Origin of the sequence: Rathayibacter sp. AY1B7, assembly GCF_002932735.1 — a bacterium.
Classification (GTDB): domain Bacteria; phylum Actinomycetota; class Actinomycetes; order Actinomycetales; family Microbacteriaceae; genus Rathayibacter.
The window spans coordinates 66,955-86,160 of record NZ_PSWK01000016.1 but is presented as its reverse complement, the minus strand read 5'-3'; the positions used below and the strand labels follow the sequence as shown (position 1 = coordinate 86,160).

Sequence of the window (19,206 nt, the reverse complement as noted above, 5' to 3'; positions counted from 1 at the left end):
TCCCAGCGTTTTTTTGCCTGGAAGGCACGTAGTGCCGAGCAGGGTCGGAGGTGGGAGCGCAACCCGGAGGGCGGAGGAGGAGAGGTTGTCGGCGCGATGTGAGGGAGCGCAGCGACCGCGTGCCGAGAACCTCGGAGGAGCCGGCCGCGCAGCGGCTTGCGTGGACGCCGCAGGCCCGTACGTTGCCGAAGGCTTCCAGGCAAAAATGCGCACAGCGCACAGCACCGCGTCGACCGGAGGTCGGCGTCCATGTCGGTGCCCGCGTCCGAGATCGTCTGCGCACCAGGGGCGTGCTGCTCCATCGGGCCGCACGTGCTGCCTTTGTATGCAGTGCGTACCGCTGAGAAGCCGCATATCTCCGCGGAGTAGGCCGGTTCCGCCGCGCCACGGGTGCGAGCATGACCGTAGGAGGCCTGGATGCGTGACGCGGTGATGGTCGTCGAAGACGACGTCGAGATGGGCGAGCTCATCAAGCGGGGCCTCACCGGCGACGGCTACGACGTCGACCTGTTCTCGAACGGGGTCGACGCGCTCAATTCGGCGCGCGAAGCGGACTACTCCGCGGCGATCCTCGACGTGATGCTCCCGGGGATGAGTGGCTTCGAGATCTGCCGGCACCTGCGCGCGAGCGGTGCCACGCTCCCGGTGATCATGCTCACCGCCCGCGACGCCCTGCAGGACCGCGTGTTCGGCCTCGACGCGGGCGCCGACGACTACCTCGCGAAACCGTTCCACTTCGAGGAGCTCTCCGCCCGCCTCCGAGCGATGATCCGCAGAGAGCACCTCACGAACCGGGCACCGGTCGTGCTGGGAAATCTGCGCGTCGACCCCTACGCGCACGCCGCGACGGTCGACGGCGCCGTCCTGCCTCTGAGCCCCAAGGAGTTCGGCGTCCTCCGCGCGCTCGCGGCGCGCGCCGGGGACTTCGTGCCGCGGGAGGAGATCCTGCTCGAGGTGTGGGGGTCGGCGGAGTTCGTGGACCACAACATCGCGGAGCAGTACATCAGCTACCTCCGCCGCAAGCTGGCCGCGGGCGGGGCGTCGGTCGAGATCCTCACCCGACGGGGTGCGGGCTATCGCCTCGGGGTGACGCCGTGAGGTGGCGGTCCCTGTCGATCCGGGTGCGGATCACGGTGTCGAGCCTGCTGGTCGCGATGCTGTTCTTCGGGATCGTCGCGGTCGTCGTGCGCGAGCAGCTCGACCACATCCTCGATGCCTCCACGATCGAGCTGGTCCGCTCGGGAGCGTCGCAGGCGCTGATCGAGGAGAGCCGCGACACCGCCGAGGCCGTCGTCGGCGGCGTCAGCACGACGCTCCTGATCGCCCTCGCGATCCTGTTCGTCGCGTTCGCTGTGACGTCCTGGGTCCTGGTCGGCCTCGCGCTGCGCCCCGTCGGCAGGATGCGCGCGATCGCCGACCGGCTGCGCCAGGGACGCTCCACCGAGCTGCTCCCGGTCGGGCCCGCCCGCGACGAGCTCTCCGACCTCGCCTCGACCCTGAACGCGCTGATCGCGGACCTGCGGGAGTCGGCGGACCGGGAGCGGCGGCTCGTCGCCGACGCGAGCCACGAGCTGCGCACCCCGCTCGCCGCGCTGCGCACCCGGCTCGAGCTCGCTGAGCGGGTCCGTGACGATCCGGCGGCTCTCTACGCCGATGTCGTCGACGCGCGCCGCTCGATCGACCGCCTGCAGTCCCTGACGGACGGGCTGCTAATCCTGTCGAGGATCGACGCGGGCATCGCTACCGGCGACGCCTCCTCGGCGGCTCTGCGGGAGGAGGTAGCCGACAGCGTCGACCGCGCCCGGATGCTCGCCCGCGAGCGGGACCTCGCGATCGACTTCGTCGCCCCCGCCTCGATCGTCGCCGCCCGGTACCCGATCTCCCCGACCGATTTCGGCCGGATCCTGGACAACCTGCTCGCGAACGCCGTCACTGCGACGCCCGACGGCGGCAGCGTCAGCGCGACCCTCGTCGAGCGCGCCGAAGAGATCGTCCTCTCCGTCGACGACGACGGCCCGGGCGTTCCTGACGCGTTCCTCGCGGTCGCGACCGACCGTTTCACCCGCCCGGATGCCGCCCGCTCCCGCGACGGCGGCGCCGGCCTCGGGCTCGCGATCGTCGCCGGTCTCAGCCGCGCCGCCGGCGGCGAGCTCCGACTCCGCAACCTCGCCCCCCACGGCCTCGGTGTCGACGTCCGCATCCCCGCGACGCAGCCCCACCCGACCTCTCACAAGGAGAACCGATGATCGACCCCCAATCCCTCCTCGACGGCGCCGGCCCCTGGGCGATCGCCCTGGTCTGCCTGATCGCCTTCGTCGAGACGGGCCTGCTGATCGGGTTCTTCCTCCCCGGTGACACCCTCCTCTTCTTCACCGGTGTCTTCGTCGCGACCGGCGTGATCTCCCTGCCGGTGCCGCTGGTGATCCTGATGGTCGCCGCCGCCGCGTTCCTCGGCGACCAGCTCGGGTTCGTCATCGGCCGCGCGAGCGGGCCGCGGATCTTCGAGCGCAAGGACAGCGGGCTCTTCAGCCGCTCGAGCGTCGCCCGCACCCAGTCGTTCTTCGACCGGTTCGGCGGCTGGGCCGTCACCATCGCCCGCTTCGTGCCGGTCGTGCGCACCTTCGCCCCCGTCGCCGCGGGCGTCGGGAAGATGCACTACGGCCACTTCGTCGGCTTCAACGCACTCGGCGCGGCCGTCTGGTCCACCGGCGTCATCCTCCTCGGCTTCTTCCTCGGGCAGATCCCCGGCGTCGCGGACTTCGTGGGGAAGTACATCGACATCGTCCTCGTCGGCATCGTCGTGATCAGCCTCGCCGGCATCGCCCTCACCTACTGGCGGCAGAAGAACCGCGCCGGACGCGACGCCTGAGCCCAGCGCTCAGGGGGTCGCCGTGACGGCCGCGCGCGGTCGGCGGAGCGCGATCACCGCGACCAGCAGCAGGAACACCGCGAGGGCCGCGAGCGTGACCGGGCCGGTGCCCAGGCCCAGGCCCTTCCGGTCGACCGGATCCGCGAGCCAGTCGCAGACCGAGGCGCCGAGCGGTCGAGTGACGACGTAGGCGGCCCAGAACGCGAGGACCGCGTTCCGCCCCGTGAACCGGTGCGCGAGCGCCGGCACCGCGATGACCGCCGCGAACAGGACCGCGGACGGCAGGTAGCCGAACCCGAGCGTCGACGCGGTCAGATCGCCCGCGGCCGTGCCGAGCGCGAAGGTCCCGGAGACGGCGAGCCAGTAGAACGCGGCCCGGCGCGGCGTCGTGATCGAGTGGATCGACAGCGTCCGCTCCACCCGCCACCACACGACGAAGACCGCCGCGAGAGCCAGCGCGAACCCGAGAGTGGAGACGAGATACGGGACCCCGGCGACCACGTGCAGCACGTCGGCGGCCATCGTGCCGAAGACACTCACCATCAGCACGGCCAGCCAGTACACCCACGGGATGTACCGGCGGACCGCGAACTGCAGCCCGAGGGCCGCGAGGAACGCGAGCCCGGTCGCGCCGACCACGATCACCGGGTCGAACGCGGTCGCGAGGAAGTCCGACGCCGTCTCGCCCATCCCCGTCGTCAGCACCTTGAGGATCCAGAACAGCGCCGTCGCCTCGGGCACCGTCGAGGCGGCGTACCGGCCGGCGACGAGATGTGAGCGGATCCGAGGGAGCGGAGGGCGGCGCTGATCGGTGAGGTGCATCATGCCGCCATGCTCGGGCAGCCTGCGGTACCCGGGGCTGGGGGCTTCGCCGGGTCCGTTGAACAAGCGCACAGCGACCCGCTCACCGGCAGCGCTGCCCGCTGCCTTCCGCCGTCATCTGGTCGGACGGTGCCCGGAGAAGCGCCGCCAACGGAACGACGGTGATGCAGCACGTTCGGTGTGCAGCCTGACCGCGAGCGGCGCCCAGACGATCAACGCCACCCCGGCGCCCAGGAGCAGCCCGCCGACGGTGTCGGAGATCCAGTGCGCACCGAGGTAGGTGCGGCTGAGCATCATCGCCACCGTGTAAAGGGCTCCGGCGATGCGGACCCACCACAGCGGGAAGACGATCGCGAGGACCATCGCGGTCGTGGCGGCGTTCGCGCTGTGGCCGGAGGGGAACGAGCCGAAGTCGGCGTTCACGAGGATCTCCGGCGGCCGCGGACGACCGACAGCGTTCTTGAGGATCTGCACCAGCAGCCCGCTCAGCGGCGCGGCGATCGCGAAGTACGTCGCCGCCCACCGACCCCGCCAGACCAGCAGCCCCACGAACACGACGAGCGGAATCACGATCGTGCCGACGATCCCGCCGCCGAGGCTGTTCATCACCAGCGACGGCACCAACCAGAACGTCGACCGGTGCTCGATGATCTCGTTCATCCAGGCGGTGTCGAACCCGAACGGCTTGTCGTGCTCCCGGTAGAAGATCAGCGCGGCCAGAAGTCCCGTGAGCAGCACCGCGAGGCCCGCCGAGATCAGCGGCCAGCGTCGCGCCGCCCGATAGGCGATCGCACCATCGGCCAGGGGTCCGCTGTTCGGCATCAGTTCCGTCCTCCTCGCTCGGCGCGCAGCACGCCGGAGGAGTCCACGCTACGAATGCGCGGGCTCCGGGTGCGGAGGATTCCCCCGCATCCGTTGTGAAAGCACAGAACCTGAGCCCATCGGCTCGGTACCGACCTGGTCGAACCGCGGAGCTTCGGGTCGTTGTGAGCAAACACAACGCAGCACGGCGCATCCCGAGCCGCCGCCCACGTCCCGGCTGGGACTCTGCGGGCATGGACATCTCAACGACGGCAGCACCGTCCCGCGGCCGGCGGCTGCTCAGCAAGGTCCCCGAGGTCACGATCTGGTTCTGGATAATCAAGATCCTCTGCACCACGGTCGGTGAGAGCTTCGCCGACTGGATCAACATGGTCCTCGGCGTCGGCCTCATCGCGACGGCTGTGATCTTCATCATCGTCACCGCGGTCGTGCTCGCCGTGCAGATGCGGCTGCGACGCTACGTGCCCGCCGCGTACTGGCTGACTGTCGTGGTGATGAGCGTCACCGGCACCCTGCTCACCGACATCCTCACCGACCAGCTCGGAGTGCCTCTCTGGGCCAGCTCCCTCGTCTTCTCGCTGCTGCTCGTGATCGTGTTCGGCGTCTGGTATTCGAAGGAGCGCACCCTCTCGATCCACAGCATCGACACCACCCCGCGGGAGGCGTTCTATTGGGTCACCGTCCTGGTCACCTTCGCGCTCGGCACCGCCCTCGGCGACTGGACTCTCGAGCTCACCGGCTGGGGCCCTGGCGTCTCGATCCTCCTGCCCCTCACGCTGCTCGCGATCGTCACCGGCCTCTGGCGCTACGGCGCGAACCCGGTCCTCGCGTTCTGGATCGCCTACATCCTCACCCGCCCCCTCGGCGCCAATATCGGCGACTGGCTCGGCCTGTCCCCCGACGAGCAGGGCCTCGGGCTCGGCACCTTCGTCACCAGCATCATCTTCCTGCTCGCGATCCTCGCCACCGTCGTCTACCTCTCCCTCAGCAAGGCCGATGTCGACAAGGGCGCATCCGAGCACTACACCACGCCAGTCGCCCGCGAACGCCGTTCACTCGTCGCCTTCGCGGTCCTCGCCGTCGCCGTCGTCGGGCTGCTCGCCTTCACCAACAGCCAGCCGCACACCAGTCCGGCACCGGAAGGCGCAGCCCCGGCCTGCGATGCGTCGGGAACGCTGTCCGCAGCTGACGCGAAGGCATCCGTTCAGACCGACTTCCCCTCCGCCGACGTGCAGAACTTCCAGACGATCACCGCCGACACCCTCGCCCTCGTCACCAGCGGCGATCAGGCCGGCGCGAAAGCCCGCGCCACCGACCTTGAGACCGCCTGGGACGACGCGGAGCCCGCACTGAGCGCCGCGAACTGCCAGACGTGGACCTACGTCGACCAGCAGATCGACCCCGTTCTCTCCTCCGTCCGCGCCGGCAGCCCCGACCCGGTTGTCGAGAAGACGAGCATCCAGGACCTGCTGACCACTCTCGCCGGACGCTGACATGAGGCGTCAAGGTCTTCTTTTGCGACCCGAATCTGGCCTCCTCCGACCAATTGATCACTGCCGCCCTGCCCTGCCGCCGCCGCAGCGGCATCAGCGCGACTCAACACATCGATCGGAACCGGTCGGTGACAAATCGGTCCGCTACTGAACCCATGCTCGAGCTCGTAGACGCACTCCGAGCACACGGGGCTGCCGACCAGGCCGGCGTCCGCGAGGTGCTCCACCCAGGGGTGCGAGCACTCACCACAAACCTCAGCGAGCAGAACCCGGAACCGGGCGCGGCGCGAACGGCGAGCGTCAGCTCGCCGGCGCCACTGCGAGAGGCCGACCATCACGTGAGCGTAGCGAGCGCGCCACCAAGCAATCGCGCGCTTCGCCTCATCCGCATCGCCTCTGGCGTCCCGTTTGGGGATTCCCATACGGACGGTAACTAAGGATCTATCCGGCGGTGATCAGCTCGCCGGGCGCACCGAGAGACGCGAGGTCGACATCGCCCTGTGACGTCAGGAGCTCTCCGCTGATCCCGTCGTAGACGGCGGTGAAGACGTCCACCCGATGGAGGTCGAAGCCATAGGGCACGTCTGTTCTCTCCGCGGGCGCGTGCACGGTCAGCGCCCAGACCGGCTCGTCCTGTGCGACCCAGTAGTGGTCCGCGAGAGCGGGGTCATAAGCGGCGAGCTCCTCGTACGTGGTTCCGACCGCGTAGATCGGGTACTGCTTCTTCTCCTCCGTACTGAGCGTCGAGAGCTGGACTCCGGTGCCGTTGGCCAGGTCGAGCGCCGGGTTCGTCAGCTGCTGGACGTCGATGATCGGCCCCTCAGAGGCGGCGGTGGCGATGGGGGTGCCCGGTGGGCCCTCCGTCGGGACGGTGGGTGTCAGGGACTCCGTCATCTCTGTTGGTTCGGCAGGCGTCTCGGTGGAGATGGGGGTCGTGCTGGCGGTGGCGTCGATGGTGACGGGGCCGGAGCGGATGCGCATCGTCGTGGAGGTCTGGGTGAGGCTGACGTCCTCGGCGCCCAGCACGTCCATGAGCCACTGCTCTCGTTCGTCGGCGGCGTCGAGGCAGCCGACGTACGTCGTCGCGGGGCCTCCGGTGACCACCCATACGGAGGTCTGCAGGCCGGCGGACTGGAGGTCGTAGGTGAGCGTGTTGCAGGGACCGTCGACGCTGAGCTGCGACCGGCCGTCGGTGCCGGTGATGCGAAGGCTGACGGGGTGATCGAGCAGCCATCCGCCTGATCCTTGATCGCCGATGACAGCGGTGGTCTCGTAGACGGGCTTGGTCGCGTCTTCGGCGCTGAGCAGTTCACCCGGCAGCTGCGCCGTCGACGGCGACCCGGGGCTGCTGGCGCTCGTCGCGCATCCACTGGCGAGGAGCGCCGCGGAGAGGCAGAGGATTATGAGGGGGAGGACTCTCGCCCGCCTGACGGTCACTGGTCCACTCCGGTCTGCGTCGCGGGCGGGTTGGTGCAGTCGACCGCGGTGGTCAGTCCCGTGAATATCTCGATCCGGCCGCCCTTTTGGCACACCTGCGTTCCTGCGAGGGAGAACAAGGCGGCGTCCGTCCCGTCTGCGTCGGTCCCAGCGAGCGCAGCACACGCCGCTGCGAGCGACGCAGTGGACTGCTTCGCGGGCGTCTGAATCTCGCCCGACAGGGCGACGCCCTGCCCGTCCTGTTCCCAGCAGGTGACGGGCGCTGCGACCGGAGTGCCGCGCTCCGTCGTCACCGCCGTGAGGACAGCGACGCTGAGAATCGCGCCCGCGATGCCGGCGAGGGTCACCGCCGCGGCCTGGCCGAGACGTCGGCGGCGGCGGATGCGGTGCGCGAGGCGTGCGCTGATGCGCTCGAGCTGCTCGTCGCTCAGGTCATGATCGTCCATGGTCTTCTGTCCGTTCCGTCAGGGTTCTCGCCAGTGATGTCCGCACCCGCGAGAGGCGGTTGCGGACAGTCCCGTGGGACAGGCCGAGGGAGCGAGCGGCATCGCTGTAGCTGAGGTCGTCCTCGATGCACGCCGTCCAGATCGCCCGGTCCGTCGCGCTCATCTGCTCGACCAGACGCCGCACGTCGAGCAGCCGGTCGCTCGTCTCCGCGTCGACGCCGCGAGAGGCGGTGTCGTCGGAGAGGGGCAGGTGGCGTCGGCGCTGCTCGCGGCGGTTGGTCGAGAAGCTGAGGTTGCGTACCGTGACCAGCAGCCAGGGCAGCACCGACTCCCCCACGATGCGCACGCCCGAGCGGCGCTGCCAGAGCAGGAAGAAGCTCTCCTGCACGACGTCCTCGGCATGACCGGCGTCCGCGAGGAAGCTTCCCGCGGCCCGGTAGACCGCGCGGCCGTGCATCCGGAAGAGAGCATCCAGCGCCGAAGGGTCACCGCCGCGAAGACGATTTACCAGCGTCACCTCAGCAGCACCGACCATCCGACATCACCCCCTCAGTAGTGAATGCCCTCAGAGCACGGTTTCGTCTCAGGCGTCATCAACGAACTTTGTCGGTTCGACAGTGCCTCTGTGACCTATCCCCTACCGGACGCCCGCCAGATCATCATCCGCGCGCGACGGTCGGCCTGGCATCGCGCCGCCGTGATCATCGCTCGGGAGTCGAGGGACGGCATTAAGGCATGTGGGAGGCGATGGCCGCGAGGGCGAAGCCGACGAGTGCGGTCGGCAACGCCAGGATGCACCAGACGATTTCCCACCCGTGGTGAGCATGGGCCCCGCTTGTCGCGCGAATGACGGTGAGGACCCAGACGCTGATAGCGCTGGTGAGGGCGACGATGCCAGCCGCGAGGAGGAAGGCTTTCCCTGCTGCGGCCTCCTCGTCGGTGGGCATCAATCCCATGCCGATTCCTCTCTCGCTGATGGAGAGGTAGGTCAGCATGACGGGCGCGACGATCATCCCGAGGACGGCGATCGCGGCGATCACCGGACTCAGGGGTCCCTTCCGAGCGACGTCAACCACGCAGTGCACACTATCCGCGCGTCGCTAAGCCCCCCCTGCGAGCGGGCCGCTCGTCGTCCGGCATGGAGACGCCCTGCCGGACGCCCGCTGGACCATCCCCATACGGGACGCGCACAAGGCGCTCGGGTTCGCGAGACTGAACTGATGTCGGGGTTGCTGGTCATCGATCTCGTGTCGCGCGTGATCAGAGCCCGCTGCGGCCGAGCCGCGGCGCACGAGAGGTGACGCGCCCGACGTCGGGAATCAGCACGCCTCATGATTCACGGCGACGGAGAACAGGACATCAACCGGCCGATCTGCGGCGTCGGCTCAGTGCCCAGACGAGCGCGCCCGCGAGGAGCACCGCGCAGGTCAGCCCGGCGACGTGCAGGACGAGCGACGGCATTCCGTTCTCGGGGAGCAGGAAACCGTACGGCACCCACCCGTCGGACGCTCCGCGGACGAGCACGACGACGACCCAGACGATCGGGTAGGGCAGGACCACCCACAGCCGGCGCCAGGAGAGCGGTCCGCGGTCGGCGACGACGATCCAGTCGAGGAGGACGAGCGCGGGGAGCACCACGTGCAGGACGGCGCTGACCCAGGGCGGAGCCGTCCCGGTACCGGGGACGAGGGTGTTGTAGATCACGGCGACGACGATCGAGTAGGCCGTCGCCGCGCCGCGGACGTAGCTCAGCCACACCGGCGTCGGACGGCGGGCGAGCGCGACCGATCCGGCGACGATCAGCACCGCGCTCGCGAGGAGGCTGGTCTGATTCGTGAAGTAGCCGAAGTAGTCGAACGGATTCGACTCGCCGGCCACGATACTCAGCGCGTAGGTGTGGAGGATCACCGCGACCGCGGCTGCACCGACCGCGATGCGCGCTACACCCACGAATGGGCGGGTCGGTGCCGGGGAACTCATCGGGTCAGCCTAGGAGCCGTTGGGCTTCCTGCTGGCCCGCGACAGACGTTCCCCTTTCCGAACCGTGCTGAGCATTTCAGGCCGAGACGCGACCACGAGGAAAGCGGTGACGTCGCTTAACCTGAGCCGGTGGGGACGTTCTCGAAAGTGCGCAACACGGTCGCGGTCGCGGCATGCCTGGCGGTCGTGACGGGATGCACGGCGCAGCCTGCACCACCGACTCCGCCACCGGCGACGAACACGGACGACGGCTTCACCTCCCCGCTGACCGGCGATCTAGGCGTGGCGACGTTCACCAGGAGCGACGGGACCACCGGCGCCGTCCAGTTGAGCGCGGCGGACGGCCGACTGGCCCTGACATCCGACGAGCTCGTCATCCCCGCCGCGTCTTTCGGTCCCGACGATTCGGCATGACGGCCGACGACCTGTTCTACCTCAACCCGTTCCGGTTCCCCTCGGACGAGATCCTCCGCGTCGGTGAGGACCTGAATCTCACCGTTGCCGCCCGATGACCGCGAGCCACTCGGTCGCCCTCGACGGAGGAGCGTGATGGTCGCCGTATCGGCCACGGCGCTCTTCCTGCCCCAGCTGCGGATACTGTCGCGGCCCGTCATCGACCAGGAGCACCCGTGTTTCTAGCGTTCCTCGCTGGCGCTCCGGCCGTCATCGGAATCCTGTGGCTCGTCAACCTCTCAGGCGACGGTTCCCAAGAGAAGGTCCGGCGGGACACCTGCATCGGCGCTCTCGTCGTCAGCCTGCTGTTCATCGTCGGAGCCGTCGTCTACTGGTTCGTGCCGGTGGAGACGAGCAACGATGCTCAGGGATCGTTCGGCGGTCCCGCCTTCGCCGTCGCTGCGCTGGTCGTCAGCGGCATCCTCGGCCTCCTCCTCACCTTCATCCTCTGGCTCACGATGCCAAGAGGGACAGGGGTGGAGCGCGACTGACGCCCGGTCGTTGCTCGAACGACGATCCGATCGGGAGGCGTTCACACCACTGGCCCCGCAGAGACCCTTCGACAGGGCGATGAGAATCGCGCCCTGCGTAGGCTGAGCGACAGTTCGGCGGACGGAGCAGCACACACCATGACAGACACGAACGCGATCAGCCGGCTATCCGTCATGGCCGCTGCGACCGCGCTCGTTCTCGCCCTGGCCGGGTGCACGGCACCCCTCGATGGAACCGCCGTCACCAGCCCCTCGACCACCTCCACCGCTCCCAGCCTTCCTACGAACAGCCCCACGGATGACTCTGATGCAACGGACGCTCCCGCCGCCAAGTCGCTTCTGGAGCAGCTGCCCATCCGCACGTCACTCGAGAGCGTGTCCAACGATGCGAGCGGCGATCTCCTGATCGAGGAGCGAGAGGACGGGACGGTGTGGCTGTCCTTCAGCGGGCTGAGCCTGACCGGAGCAGTGGAACCGCGAGTCCTTCTCACGAGCGCACCACTCGAGGACAACGACGGCGAGTTGAGGTTCCCTGCGGACGTCGGAAGCGAGGTCGGCTCGCTGACAGCGGATGCTGATCAGGAATTGCAGATCATCGATCCCGACACGATCGGCAGCATCGAGAGCGTCCTCATCCTGGGTGTCGGTGATCCCGGCACCCGTCAGCTCGCAGCCGCTCGAGTGCCGCCCTCCACCACGGAACAGTGACGCCGCAGCGCCGCGAACGGGCATCGCCAGGCATCGCTGCCAGCACCCGCGTCGCCTCAGGAGCATCACCAACGCCCCGACTCGTCGTGGAACGCGCACGAGCTCTCATGGTGTTCTCCGCGTGAATCACCGGTCATCGATTCGGAAGGAACGCGATCCGCGCACTCCGGTTGCGATGCTCGCTGTGGCCGCCGTCGGCGTGCATCTAGTTCCCGGCTTCCTACTCGTCCACGCGTTCTACATCGGGCTCTTCGGAATCGACATCGGAGCAGGAGCCGCCTACCCGAGCAGTCACGACGTTCCCCGAGCCCGCTTCGAAGCAGACCTGGACCACGTTCTTCGCTGGCCGAGTGAACGCACGCGAAGCGTGGGCCGGCTCGTCGGCGCACTCCGGCAGCCTTTTCGAGAGGAACGCCTGACACGCTGAACGTCCGCACCCGGTAGACCATCCCCTACTGGTACGGCGACTCGCCGCGCGATGCCGTCCCGACGTCATCGCGGCCGGCGCCGAAGTCGGGGACAGTCAGCGGGTCGGAAGCGAGTTCGATGGCTTGCTCGCGGGTGAGGTGCTGCGGGAAGTTCACGTGAGCGAACCGGCCCGCGGGATCGTCCGAAGAGGACGGCATCGCGACACTGCTTCCCTGGAGGAACGTCACGATCGCGTCCTTTGTGGGGTCGGTGGTGGCTCGGCCCAGCCTGTCGCGGAGTTCGAGGAGCACCTTCTGGCCCGGCGCCGACACCTCGAGGACGACCTGTTTCGACCGACCGGTCTCGATCCTCCGTGCCGTGGTGAACGACGCGAACGGCGTGACCCGTGAGCGCACGCGCACCGTCTCGGCTGACAGGTCGGCGTACGGTGCAGGTTGGCGAATGGCGTGCACGACGAGCGGCAGAACGTTCAACACCACGAGCGCACCGACGAGTACCGCCAGGCGAGCAGCAAGGGGAACGGCGTCCGGATTCAGTGCGTCGAAGATGACGTTGCCGCCGATGATCGCAACGACAGTGACTCCGATGAGAACACGCTCCGTCGGCGCTCCTGCGCGACTGAACCAGTTCCATTGAGTGAGTCGCACCTCGGACGCCGAGCGTCCACTTGTGAACCCTGCCGCCATCGCTCACCCCTTCCGTTTCGTTCAGCCCGTCCTACGGCCTGCGGTACTGGCCACTGGACGCTCAACCCCGACCGACGATCCTCAATCGAGACGGCGTTCTCTTGCCATGAAGCTCGAAGGGCCTCGTGACTCGCACCGACGAGCAGGTGCGAGAAGGTCACTCATGAGCACTGACGAGGAGCGGTGGAACCACACGGGGCTGATTCGAGTGAACACCATCACCGCGTGCGCCCCTCTCGCCGCCGCCATCGCGTTCATGATCCTCGAGCTCACGCGCACTGCTCCGTATGAGGATCCTTCAGCGGAACGATCAGGCGTTCGGTGCGGGTGCGAGTGTTGCGCTTCCGGAGACGACCATCCAGCGCCCGGCGATTCGTCGCCATGCGCGGACGTAGTGAAGCCGAGCCTCGATCCGTGTGCCGTGGTCGATCACAACGACGTCTACGACGGACCTGGTCTGGGCGCCGCCGGCAACGGCCAGCGTGCTGCGACTGATTTCATCGATCGACTCGAACTTCGTTGTGCCCGACGAATGTGCTCCGAGATCTTCGTCCCGGCTGATGATCGAGCCTTCGGGTGTCGTGAAGATCAGCTCGGGTGCGAGCAGTCGACCAAGCGCATCGACGTCACTTGCGCGCATCGCGTCCAGCAATCGATCCTCGGCAGCATCGACGCTTTCGTGGAGCATGGATGGGAACGACATCCGGAAAGAGTATCTCTGCTCGTTGCGCGGCCTGCGTCCGTAGGGGGATCGGGTGCCGGGACCCTCTTCTCTCAGGCAGGAGTGTCGGAGCTCGATACTGATGTCATGGCATCACCGCTCGTCTCCGACGTCGCTCACTCCGGTCTCACCGTGGCCGACCTCGACGACGCGCTGGTGCTGTGGTGCTCCGGTCTCGGGTTCGTGCTCGAGCGCACCTTCACGCTCGACGTGGAGGTCACGGCGGCGACCACCGGCGTCCGTGGAGCCGTGATCCGCGCAGCGACGGTGACCCTCGGCCCCCACCGTGTGGAGCTGCTGCAGTACGACCCGCCCCGACAGCTCGAGTCCGCCGGCTCGCCCGCACAGGTCGGCACGGTGCACATCGCGCTCACGGTCTCGGACCTCGATCGTGTCCTCGAGCTCTGCGCTGGACACGGTTGGAGACCGGTCGGGACACCTCACCGGATGACCGCTGGCGCCCGAGCCGGCACGCGCATCATCTACCTCGAAGGTGCCCTCGGCGGATTCCTCGAACTGATCGCGCCCCCGCAGCTCCCGTAGTCCGCGTCGGCCGATCGCGTCGAGGGCCCGATCTCTCAGCCCGCCAGCCTCGCCATCCACTCCTCCACCGCGTCGGGCGTGCGCGGCATCGCCGCCGAGAGCAGGATCGACGACGTCTCCGTGACCACGAGGTCGTCCTCGATGCGGATGCCCAGCCCCCGCAGCTCGGCGGGGACCGTCAGGTCGCCCGGCTGGAAGTAGAGGCCCGGCTCCACGGTGAGCGTGTGGCCGGCCGCAAGCACTCCGCCGAGGTACGTCTCGTGCGGAGCGTGGTTGCAGTCGTGCACGTCCATCCCGAGCATGTGCCCGGCGCGGGAGATGCTCCACCGGCGGTGGTACGACGCGGACGGGGCCATGGCCTCGTCGACGGAGCAGCGGATCAGGCCGAGGTCGATCAGCCCTTCGGTGAGGGCTCGCCCGCACGCGTCCTGGTAGTCCTGGAAGCGCACTCCCGCGCGCAGGGAGTCGATGCCGGCCTGCTGCGCGCGCAGCACGATCGAGTACACGTCCCGCTGCAGCGGCGTGAACTCGCCGCTGACCGGGAAGGTGCGGGTGATGTCGGCGGCATAGAGCGAGGGCAGCTCGACGCCCATGTCCATCAGGACGAGGTCGCCGTCGGCGAGGGGCCCGGTGTTCCGCGTGTAGTGCAGGGTCGTGGCGTGCTCTCCCGAGGCGACGACCGATCCGTAGGCCGGCCCCTGTCCCTCGACCAGGGCGCGGCGGGCGAAGGTGCCCTCGAGGTAGCGCTCGCCGCGGGGCATCGCGCGGGCGACCGGCCACGCCTCGAGGCAGTCGTCGAATCCCCGCGCCGTGCCGTCGACGGCGAGCTGCAGCCGTCCGATCTCCCAGTCGTTCTTGATCAGGCGCAGCTCGTCGAGCGTCGACTTGAGCACGAGGTGCGGTCCGAGCTCCGGCCCGCAGATGCTCCGCACCAGCTCGTCGACGCTCTCGTCGAGGGTGGGCAGCACCCGGATGCGCCGGGCCCGCCGCGCGGCCCGCTCCACGTCGCGCGTGAAGTCGGCCAGCGGCCGGGTCTCGATGCCCAGCGCCGCCTGCGTCTCGGCGAGCGACGGCCGCGGCCCGACCCAGAGGTCGCCGAGCGCGTCGTTCTGCCAGAACTCGTCGCCGTCGCGGCCGGAGGGAGCACGCAGGTACAGGATCGAGCCGGCCTCCCCTCCCGTCGTGTCGACGACGAGCACGCTCTCGGCGACTCCGTTGCCCGTCACCCACACGTGGTCGGTGCCCGGGCGGAAGCGGTGGTCGCTGTCGTTCGAGCGCACCCGCGGCAGGCCGGCGGGGATGATCAGCAGCTCGGCGGGCAGCGCCTGCGCCAGTCGCGACCGGCGCTCCGCGGTGTAGGCGAGCACCGGGTCGTCGGGGTCGATCACCGGCTCCGGATCGGCCCAGCCGGCGGTCATGAACGCGCCGTCCCCGGGGAGCGGACTGCGGTTCACGGCCCTCGGCATGCTCCAGAGAGCGGACTCCTCGGCCCGGGCCTCCTCCACCGCGCTCACGCGCCCGTCCGCTCCAGCGCCTCGGGCAGCTCCTCGAGCCAGGCCGCCCGGTCGGCGTCGAGCGGGGCCAGCGGCAGCCGCCCCAGCCCGTCCGGCAGCGGGATCGCCGCGAGCAGCGCCCGCGTGTACGGGTGCAGCGGGCTCTGCCACACCGTCTCGGTGTCCCCCGACTCCACGACCCGGCCGCGGTACATCACGAGCACCCGGTCGGCGATGCGCCGGACCACCGAGAGGTCGTGCGAGATGAACAGCATGCCCGCGCCGGCCTCGACGCTGAGCGAGCGCATCAGCGCGGCGACGCTCGTCTGGGTCGAGGCGTCGAGGGCCGAGATCGGCTCGTCGGCCACGAGCATCCGCGGCCGCGCCGCGAGGGCCCGCGCGATGGCGATGCGCTGCTTCTGGCCGCCGGAGAACTCGTGCGGGAACCGGCTCGCCATCGCGGGGTCGAGCCCGACGCGGCGCAGCCAGTCGGCCGGGTCCGAGCCCTCGGCGCCGCGGGCGAGAGCCGCCCGGACGCCGTCGCCGATCTGCTCGCCGATGCGGCGACGGGGGTTGAGCGAGGAGTTCGGATCCTGGAAGACCATCTGCACGCCGGTCATCGCCGGACTGCGCCGACGGAGTCCGAGCGCGGGCACGTCGACGCCGTTCAGGCGCACGTCGCCACCGCGGCGCTTCTCGATGCCGACGACGGCGCGCGCGAGGCTCGACTTTCCGCAGCCGCTCTCGCCGACCAGCGCCACGACCTCGCCGGCCGCCACCCGGAAGCCGACCCCGTCGACGGCACGCAGCGGCGGTCTCCGCCCGTACTCGACGACGATGCCGTCGGCCTCGAGAACCACTCCCGCGCTCATCGCGCACCCCTCTCGACGTCGCCTGCCGCGGCCGCGCCCGGATCGTCCGCGGCGGCGGCCCTCTCGTGCCCCTCGACGAGCTCGGCGACCAGCTCCTCCGGGCTCTCCTCGAAGCTCGAGCCGGGCAGAGCCGCGAGCAGCGCCCGCGTGTACTCGTCCTCGGGCGCGGTGAACAGCCGCTCCCGCGGAGCCGACTCCACGACGAGCCCCTGGCGCATCACCGTCACCTCGTCGGCCACGGCGCTCATCACGCCGAGGTCGTGGGTGACGAGCAGGATGCTCAGCCCGCCGTCGTCGACCAGCTCCCGCAGCAGCTGCAGCACTCCGGCCTGCACGGTCACGTCGAGCGCGGTCGTCGGCTCGTCCGCCAGCAGCACCGAGGGCTCGCACGCGAGCGCCACCGCGATCGCGATGCGCTGCCGCTGACCTCCGGAGAACTGGTGGGGGTAGCGCCCGAGGGAGGCCCGGGCGTCCGGCACCCGCACCCGCTCGAGCAGGGCCTCGGCCCTCGACCGCGCGGCCTCCTTGCCGAGACCGAGGTGGTGGCGCAGGTGGTCGGTGAGCTGGCGTCCCACGGTGAGCTGCGGGTGCAGGCTCGTCGACGGGTCCTGGAAGACCATGGCGACCCGGCGTCCGCGCAGCGCGCCGAGCACTTGCCGGGACGCGCCGACGAGCTCCGTCGTGCCGTCGCCGGTGTCGTCGGCGAGGCGGATGCTCCCGCTGGCCGTCATCGATCCGGGCAGCAGTCCGAGCACCGCCAGGGCGGTCATGGTCTTGCCCGAGCCCGACTCGCCGGCGAGACCGTGGATGCCGCCGCGGCGCAGCGCCAGATCGATGCCGTCCACGATGGCATGGCTGCGGGTGCGGATGCGCAGCCCGCTGATGGTCAGTGCGTCGCTCACAGCGTGGCGCCTCCTCCGCGGATCGTCTGCGACCGCGGGTCCAGGGCGTCGCGCAGGGCGTCGCCGACGAAGTTGAACGCGATGACGACGGTGAGGATGGCCAGGCCCGGGAAGACCCCGATCCACCACGCGTCGAAGTTCTGGATGGCGTCCGACACCATCGAGCCCCACTCCGCGGTCGGCGGCTTCGCACCGAGCCCGAGGAACGACAGGCCCGACAGCAGGAGGATGGCCGTGCCGATGTCGAGGCTCGCCAGGACGAGCACCGGGCCGACGATGTTGGGCGCGATGTCGCGGACGAGGGAGCGCAGCGGCGAGAAGCCGAGCAGCTGTCCGGACACGACGTAGTTCGACGAGCGGAGGCCGAGCACGAGACCGCGGGTCAGCCGGGCGTAGGACGGCCACGACACGATCAGCGCCGCGAGCACCGCGTTCAGGAGCGACGCTCCGAGCGCGGCCGCGATCACCATCGCCAGGATGACCGTGGGGAACGCCATCACGAGGTCGGTGATGCGCATCGCGACCTCGTCGACCGCACGGCCGAGGAATCCGGCGACGGATCCGACGATCGCGCCGATCAGCACCGACATCACGACGAGCAGCAGGGCGAGCGGGATGGTGACCCGAGCACCCCAGATCACCCGCGAGAACACGTCCCGGCCGAGCGCGTCGGTCCCCATCAGCGTGCCCTCGCCGGGCGCCTGGAGGAGGGGCAGGTCCTGCGCGAGCGGATCGTGCGGGGCGATGACGGGGGCGAGCACGGCGATGAGGATCCAGAGCACGCCGACGGCGGCGCCGAGGAGTCCGAGCGGCGCCGACCAGCGGCCCAGGCGCAGGCGGGGGCGGCGCAGGCGGAGGCCGGGGGCGGCGACCGGGTCGAGCACTCCGGCACCGACGCCGTCGCGCGGACCGGCCGGAGCGCCGTCGCGCGGGTCGGACCGGGTGGTTCGCGGATCCGTCACGAGGCCAGCCTCACTCTCGGGTCGAGCACGCCGTACAGCAGGTCGACGATCAGGTTCACGAGCAGGTACATCACGCCGATGAGCAGGCCGACGCCCATGATGCCGCGCAGGTCGAGGTGCGACGCGGCCTGGTAGGCGTAGGAGCCGATCCCGGGCCAGCCGAAGACCGCCTCGACGAGCACGGTGCCGCTGAGCAGGCTGCCGAAGGCGAGGCCCACGACGGTGAGGATCGGGATGCTCGCCCCGCGCAGCACGTAGGAGAAGGTGACCGCGCGGTTCGGCAGCCCCTTCGCGCGTGCGGCCCGCACGTAGTCCTGGTCGAGGATCTCGAGCACCGCGGTGCGCACGAACCGGGTCAGCAGGCCCACCGTGTAGAGCGTCAGGACGAGCACGGGGAGGAAGAGGTGCGACGCCGCGTCGAGGAAGGTGTCGAGCTGGCCGGCGAGCAGGGCGTCGACCGTGTAGAGGCCCGTCACCGTCGGCGGCGTGGTGAAGTCGCTGCTCAGCCGGCCGGATCCCGGCGCGATCCGCAGCTGGAAGTAGAGGACGTAGTAGAGGACCAGCGCGAGCCAGAAGGTCGGCACGCTGAGGCCGGCCAGCGACACGACGCGCAGAACGTGGTCGGAGGCCCTGCCGCGCCGGTAGGCGGCGACGGTGCCGAACAGCACGCCGACGATCACGCTGAGCACGATGGCGCCGAAGGCGATCTCGAGGGTGGCCGGCAGCGCCTTCGCCAGGTCGGCGACCACCGGGTTGTGCGTGGTGGTGGAGACGCCGAGGTCGCCGTGCAGCAGGTTGCCGAGGTAGGTGAAGTACTGCACGACGAGCGGCTGGTCGAGACCGTACTGGGCGCGGAACTGCGCGACGATCTCCGGATCCTCCGCAGCGCGCTGGCCGAGGGCGGCCGCCACGGGGTCGCCCGGCACGAGGTTGGTCAGGATGAAGGTGACGAGGGTCACGCCCACCACCAGCAGCAGCGAGGTGAGCACGCGGCGGAGCGCGTAGCGGAGGAACGGGTGGGCCGCCCGGCCCCCGCGCTGACGCGGGGTCCGGACGGCCGTCGTGGTGGTGGACACG

At 69.8% G+C, this 19,206-nt stretch carries 22 protein-coding genes; 8 read left to right on the top strand and 14 right to left on the bottom strand.

Features of this window, described 5'->3' with window-relative positions; genetic code table 11:
- Positions 1–417 precede the first annotated feature (417 nt).
- Genes C5C95_RS10465 through C5C95_RS10455 form a run of 3 tightly spaced genes read left to right on the top strand, consistent with a single transcriptional unit; the run spans position 418 to position 2,869 of the window.
- Complete coding sequence (locus tag C5C95_RS10465) at positions 418–1,098, top strand: response regulator transcription factor (protein WP_104223238.1); 681 nt, start codon at positions 418–420, stop codon at positions 1,096–1,098.
- Positions 1,095–2,246: a cell wall metabolism sensor histidine kinase WalK gene (locus C5C95_RS10460; protein WP_258072656.1), complete on the top strand. Its 1,152-nt coding sequence runs from the start codon at positions 1,095–1,097 to the stop codon at positions 2,244–2,246. The genes C5C95_RS10465 and C5C95_RS10460 overlap by 4 nt, the downstream gene beginning before the upstream one ends.
- The gene (locus C5C95_RS10455) at positions 2,243–2,869 is read left to right on the top strand and encodes a DedA family protein (RefSeq protein ID WP_104250829.1); all 627 of its coding nucleotides are present in this window, start codon (positions 2,243–2,245) and stop codon (positions 2,867–2,869) included. Before C5C95_RS10460 ends, C5C95_RS10455 begins: the two co-directional genes overlap by 4 nt.
- Before the next feature lie 9 nt (positions 2,870–2,878).
- On the opposite strand, the gene C5C95_RS10450 is transcribed toward C5C95_RS10455, so the two are convergent.
- Positions 2,879–3,694, bottom strand: coding sequence for a hypothetical protein (locus C5C95_RS10450; RefSeq protein WP_104226508.1), 816 nt, complete (start codon positions 3,692–3,694; stop codon positions 2,879–2,881).
- Positions 3,695–3,805: 111 nt separating this feature from the next.
- The gene (locus tag C5C95_RS10445; protein WP_181125649.1) at positions 3,806–4,513 is read right to left on the bottom strand and encodes a phosphatase PAP2 family protein; all 708 of its coding nucleotides are present in this window, start codon (positions 4,511–4,513) and stop codon (positions 3,806–3,808) included.
- A gap of 233 nt (positions 4,514–4,746) precedes the next feature.
- On the opposite strand from C5C95_RS10445, the gene C5C95_RS10440 reads away from it, so the two are divergent.
- Positions 4,747–6,006 (top strand): hypothetical protein, encoded by a 1,260-nt coding sequence (locus C5C95_RS10440; RefSeq protein WP_104226509.1) that lies wholly within the window; start codon positions 4,747–4,749, stop codon positions 6,004–6,006.
- 441 nt (positions 6,007–6,447) lie between these two features.
- Here C5C95_RS10440 and C5C95_RS10435 read toward each other — a convergent pair whose 3' ends face one another.
- The 5 genes from C5C95_RS10435 to C5C95_RS10415 all read right to left on the bottom strand — a co-directional run bounded on the left by C5C95_RS10435 (position 6,448) and on the right by C5C95_RS10415 (position 9,869).
- A complete protein-coding gene (locus C5C95_RS10435) occupies positions 6,448–7,443 on the bottom strand; it encodes a hypothetical protein (RefSeq protein WP_104324394.1) in 996 nt (331 codons plus the stop codon).
- Positions 7,440–7,889: a hypothetical protein gene (locus C5C95_RS10430; protein ID WP_104324393.1), complete on the bottom strand. Its 450-nt coding sequence runs from the start codon at positions 7,887–7,889 to the stop codon at positions 7,440–7,442. The genes C5C95_RS10435 and C5C95_RS10430 overlap by 4 nt, the downstream gene beginning before the upstream one ends.
- The gene (locus C5C95_RS10425; protein ID WP_104308041.1) at positions 7,876–8,424 is read right to left on the bottom strand and encodes an RNA polymerase sigma factor; all 549 of its coding nucleotides are present in this window, start codon (positions 8,422–8,424) and stop codon (positions 7,876–7,878) included. Before C5C95_RS10425 ends, C5C95_RS10430 begins: the two co-directional genes overlap by 14 nt.
- A gap of 193 nt (positions 8,425–8,617) precedes the next feature.
- Positions 8,618–8,929, bottom strand: coding sequence for a hypothetical protein (locus tag C5C95_RS10420; RefSeq protein ID WP_104260257.1), 312 nt, complete (start codon positions 8,927–8,929; stop codon positions 8,618–8,620).
- A gap of 319 nt (positions 8,930–9,248) precedes the next feature.
- On the bottom strand, positions 9,249–9,869 hold the full coding sequence (locus tag C5C95_RS10415) for a Pr6Pr family membrane protein (RefSeq protein ID WP_104324392.1): 621 nt from the start codon (positions 9,867–9,869) through the stop codon (positions 9,249–9,251).
- Positions 9,870–9,998: 129 nt separating this feature from the next.
- On the opposite strand from C5C95_RS10415, the gene C5C95_RS10410 reads away from it, so the two are divergent.
- The 3 genes from C5C95_RS10410 to C5C95_RS10400 all read left to right on the top strand — a co-directional run bounded on the left by C5C95_RS10410 (position 9,999) and on the right by C5C95_RS10400 (position 11,521).
- Positions 9,999–10,283, top strand: coding sequence for a hypothetical protein (locus tag C5C95_RS10410; protein WP_104223249.1), 285 nt, complete (start codon positions 9,999–10,001; stop codon positions 10,281–10,283).
- Between the two features lie 215 nt (positions 10,284–10,498).
- Positions 10,499–10,813 (top strand): hypothetical protein, encoded by a 315-nt coding sequence (locus C5C95_RS10405; RefSeq protein ID WP_104223250.1) that lies wholly within the window; start codon positions 10,499–10,501, stop codon positions 10,811–10,813.
- Between the two features lie 138 nt (positions 10,814–10,951).
- Positions 10,952–11,521: a hypothetical protein gene (locus tag C5C95_RS10400; protein WP_104223251.1), complete on the top strand. Its 570-nt coding sequence runs from the start codon at positions 10,952–10,954 to the stop codon at positions 11,519–11,521.
- A gap of 452 nt (positions 11,522–11,973) precedes the next feature.
- On the opposite strand, the gene C5C95_RS10395 is transcribed toward C5C95_RS10400, so the two are convergent.
- Both C5C95_RS10395 and C5C95_RS10390 read right to left on the bottom strand, forming a co-directional pair.
- On the bottom strand, positions 11,974–12,636 hold the full coding sequence (locus C5C95_RS10395) for a hypothetical protein (RefSeq protein ID WP_104324391.1): 663 nt from the start codon (positions 12,634–12,636) through the stop codon (positions 11,974–11,976).
- 310 nt (positions 12,637–12,946) lie between these two features.
- Complete coding sequence (locus C5C95_RS10390) at positions 12,947–13,339, bottom strand: nuclear transport factor 2 family protein (protein ID WP_104324390.1); 393 nt, start codon at positions 13,337–13,339, stop codon at positions 12,947–12,949.
- A gap of 105 nt (positions 13,340–13,444) precedes the next feature.
- Between C5C95_RS10390 and C5C95_RS10385 the strand changes: the two genes are divergently transcribed.
- Positions 13,445–13,900 (top strand): VOC family protein, encoded by a 456-nt coding sequence (locus tag C5C95_RS10385; RefSeq protein WP_104223254.1) that lies wholly within the window; start codon positions 13,445–13,447, stop codon positions 13,898–13,900.
- Between the two features lie 35 nt (positions 13,901–13,935).
- Here C5C95_RS10385 and C5C95_RS10380 read toward each other — a convergent pair whose 3' ends face one another.
- Genes C5C95_RS10380 through C5C95_RS10360 form a run of 5 tightly spaced genes read right to left on the bottom strand, consistent with a single transcriptional unit; the run spans position 13,936 to position 19,205 of the window.
- Positions 13,936–15,414, bottom strand: a complete 1,479-nt coding sequence (locus tag C5C95_RS10380) for an aminopeptidase P family protein (RefSeq protein WP_219814756.1) — start codon at positions 15,412–15,414, stop codon at positions 13,936–13,938.
- Positions 15,411–16,265: an ATP-binding cassette domain-containing protein gene (locus C5C95_RS10375; protein WP_104308034.1), complete on the bottom strand. Its 855-nt coding sequence runs from the start codon at positions 16,263–16,265 to the stop codon at positions 15,411–15,413. Before C5C95_RS10375 ends, C5C95_RS10380 begins: the two co-directional genes overlap by 4 nt.
- Positions 16,262–17,167, bottom strand: coding sequence for an ABC transporter ATP-binding protein (locus tag C5C95_RS10370; protein WP_104324389.1), 906 nt, complete (start codon positions 17,165–17,167; stop codon positions 16,262–16,264). Before C5C95_RS10370 ends, C5C95_RS10375 begins: the two co-directional genes overlap by 4 nt.
- Complete coding sequence (locus tag C5C95_RS10365) at positions 17,164–18,129, bottom strand: ABC transporter permease (protein WP_258063303.1); 966 nt, start codon at positions 18,127–18,129, stop codon at positions 17,164–17,166. Before C5C95_RS10365 ends, C5C95_RS10370 begins: the two co-directional genes overlap by 4 nt.
- Positions 18,126–19,205 carry an ABC transporter permease gene (locus C5C95_RS10360; RefSeq protein ID WP_104226525.1) on the bottom strand — a complete coding sequence of 360 codons (1,080 nt, stop codon included), beginning with the start codon at positions 19,203–19,205 and terminating at the stop codon, positions 18,126–18,128. Before C5C95_RS10360 ends, C5C95_RS10365 begins: the two co-directional genes overlap by 4 nt.
- Between the last annotated feature and the right edge of the window lies 1 nt (position 19,206).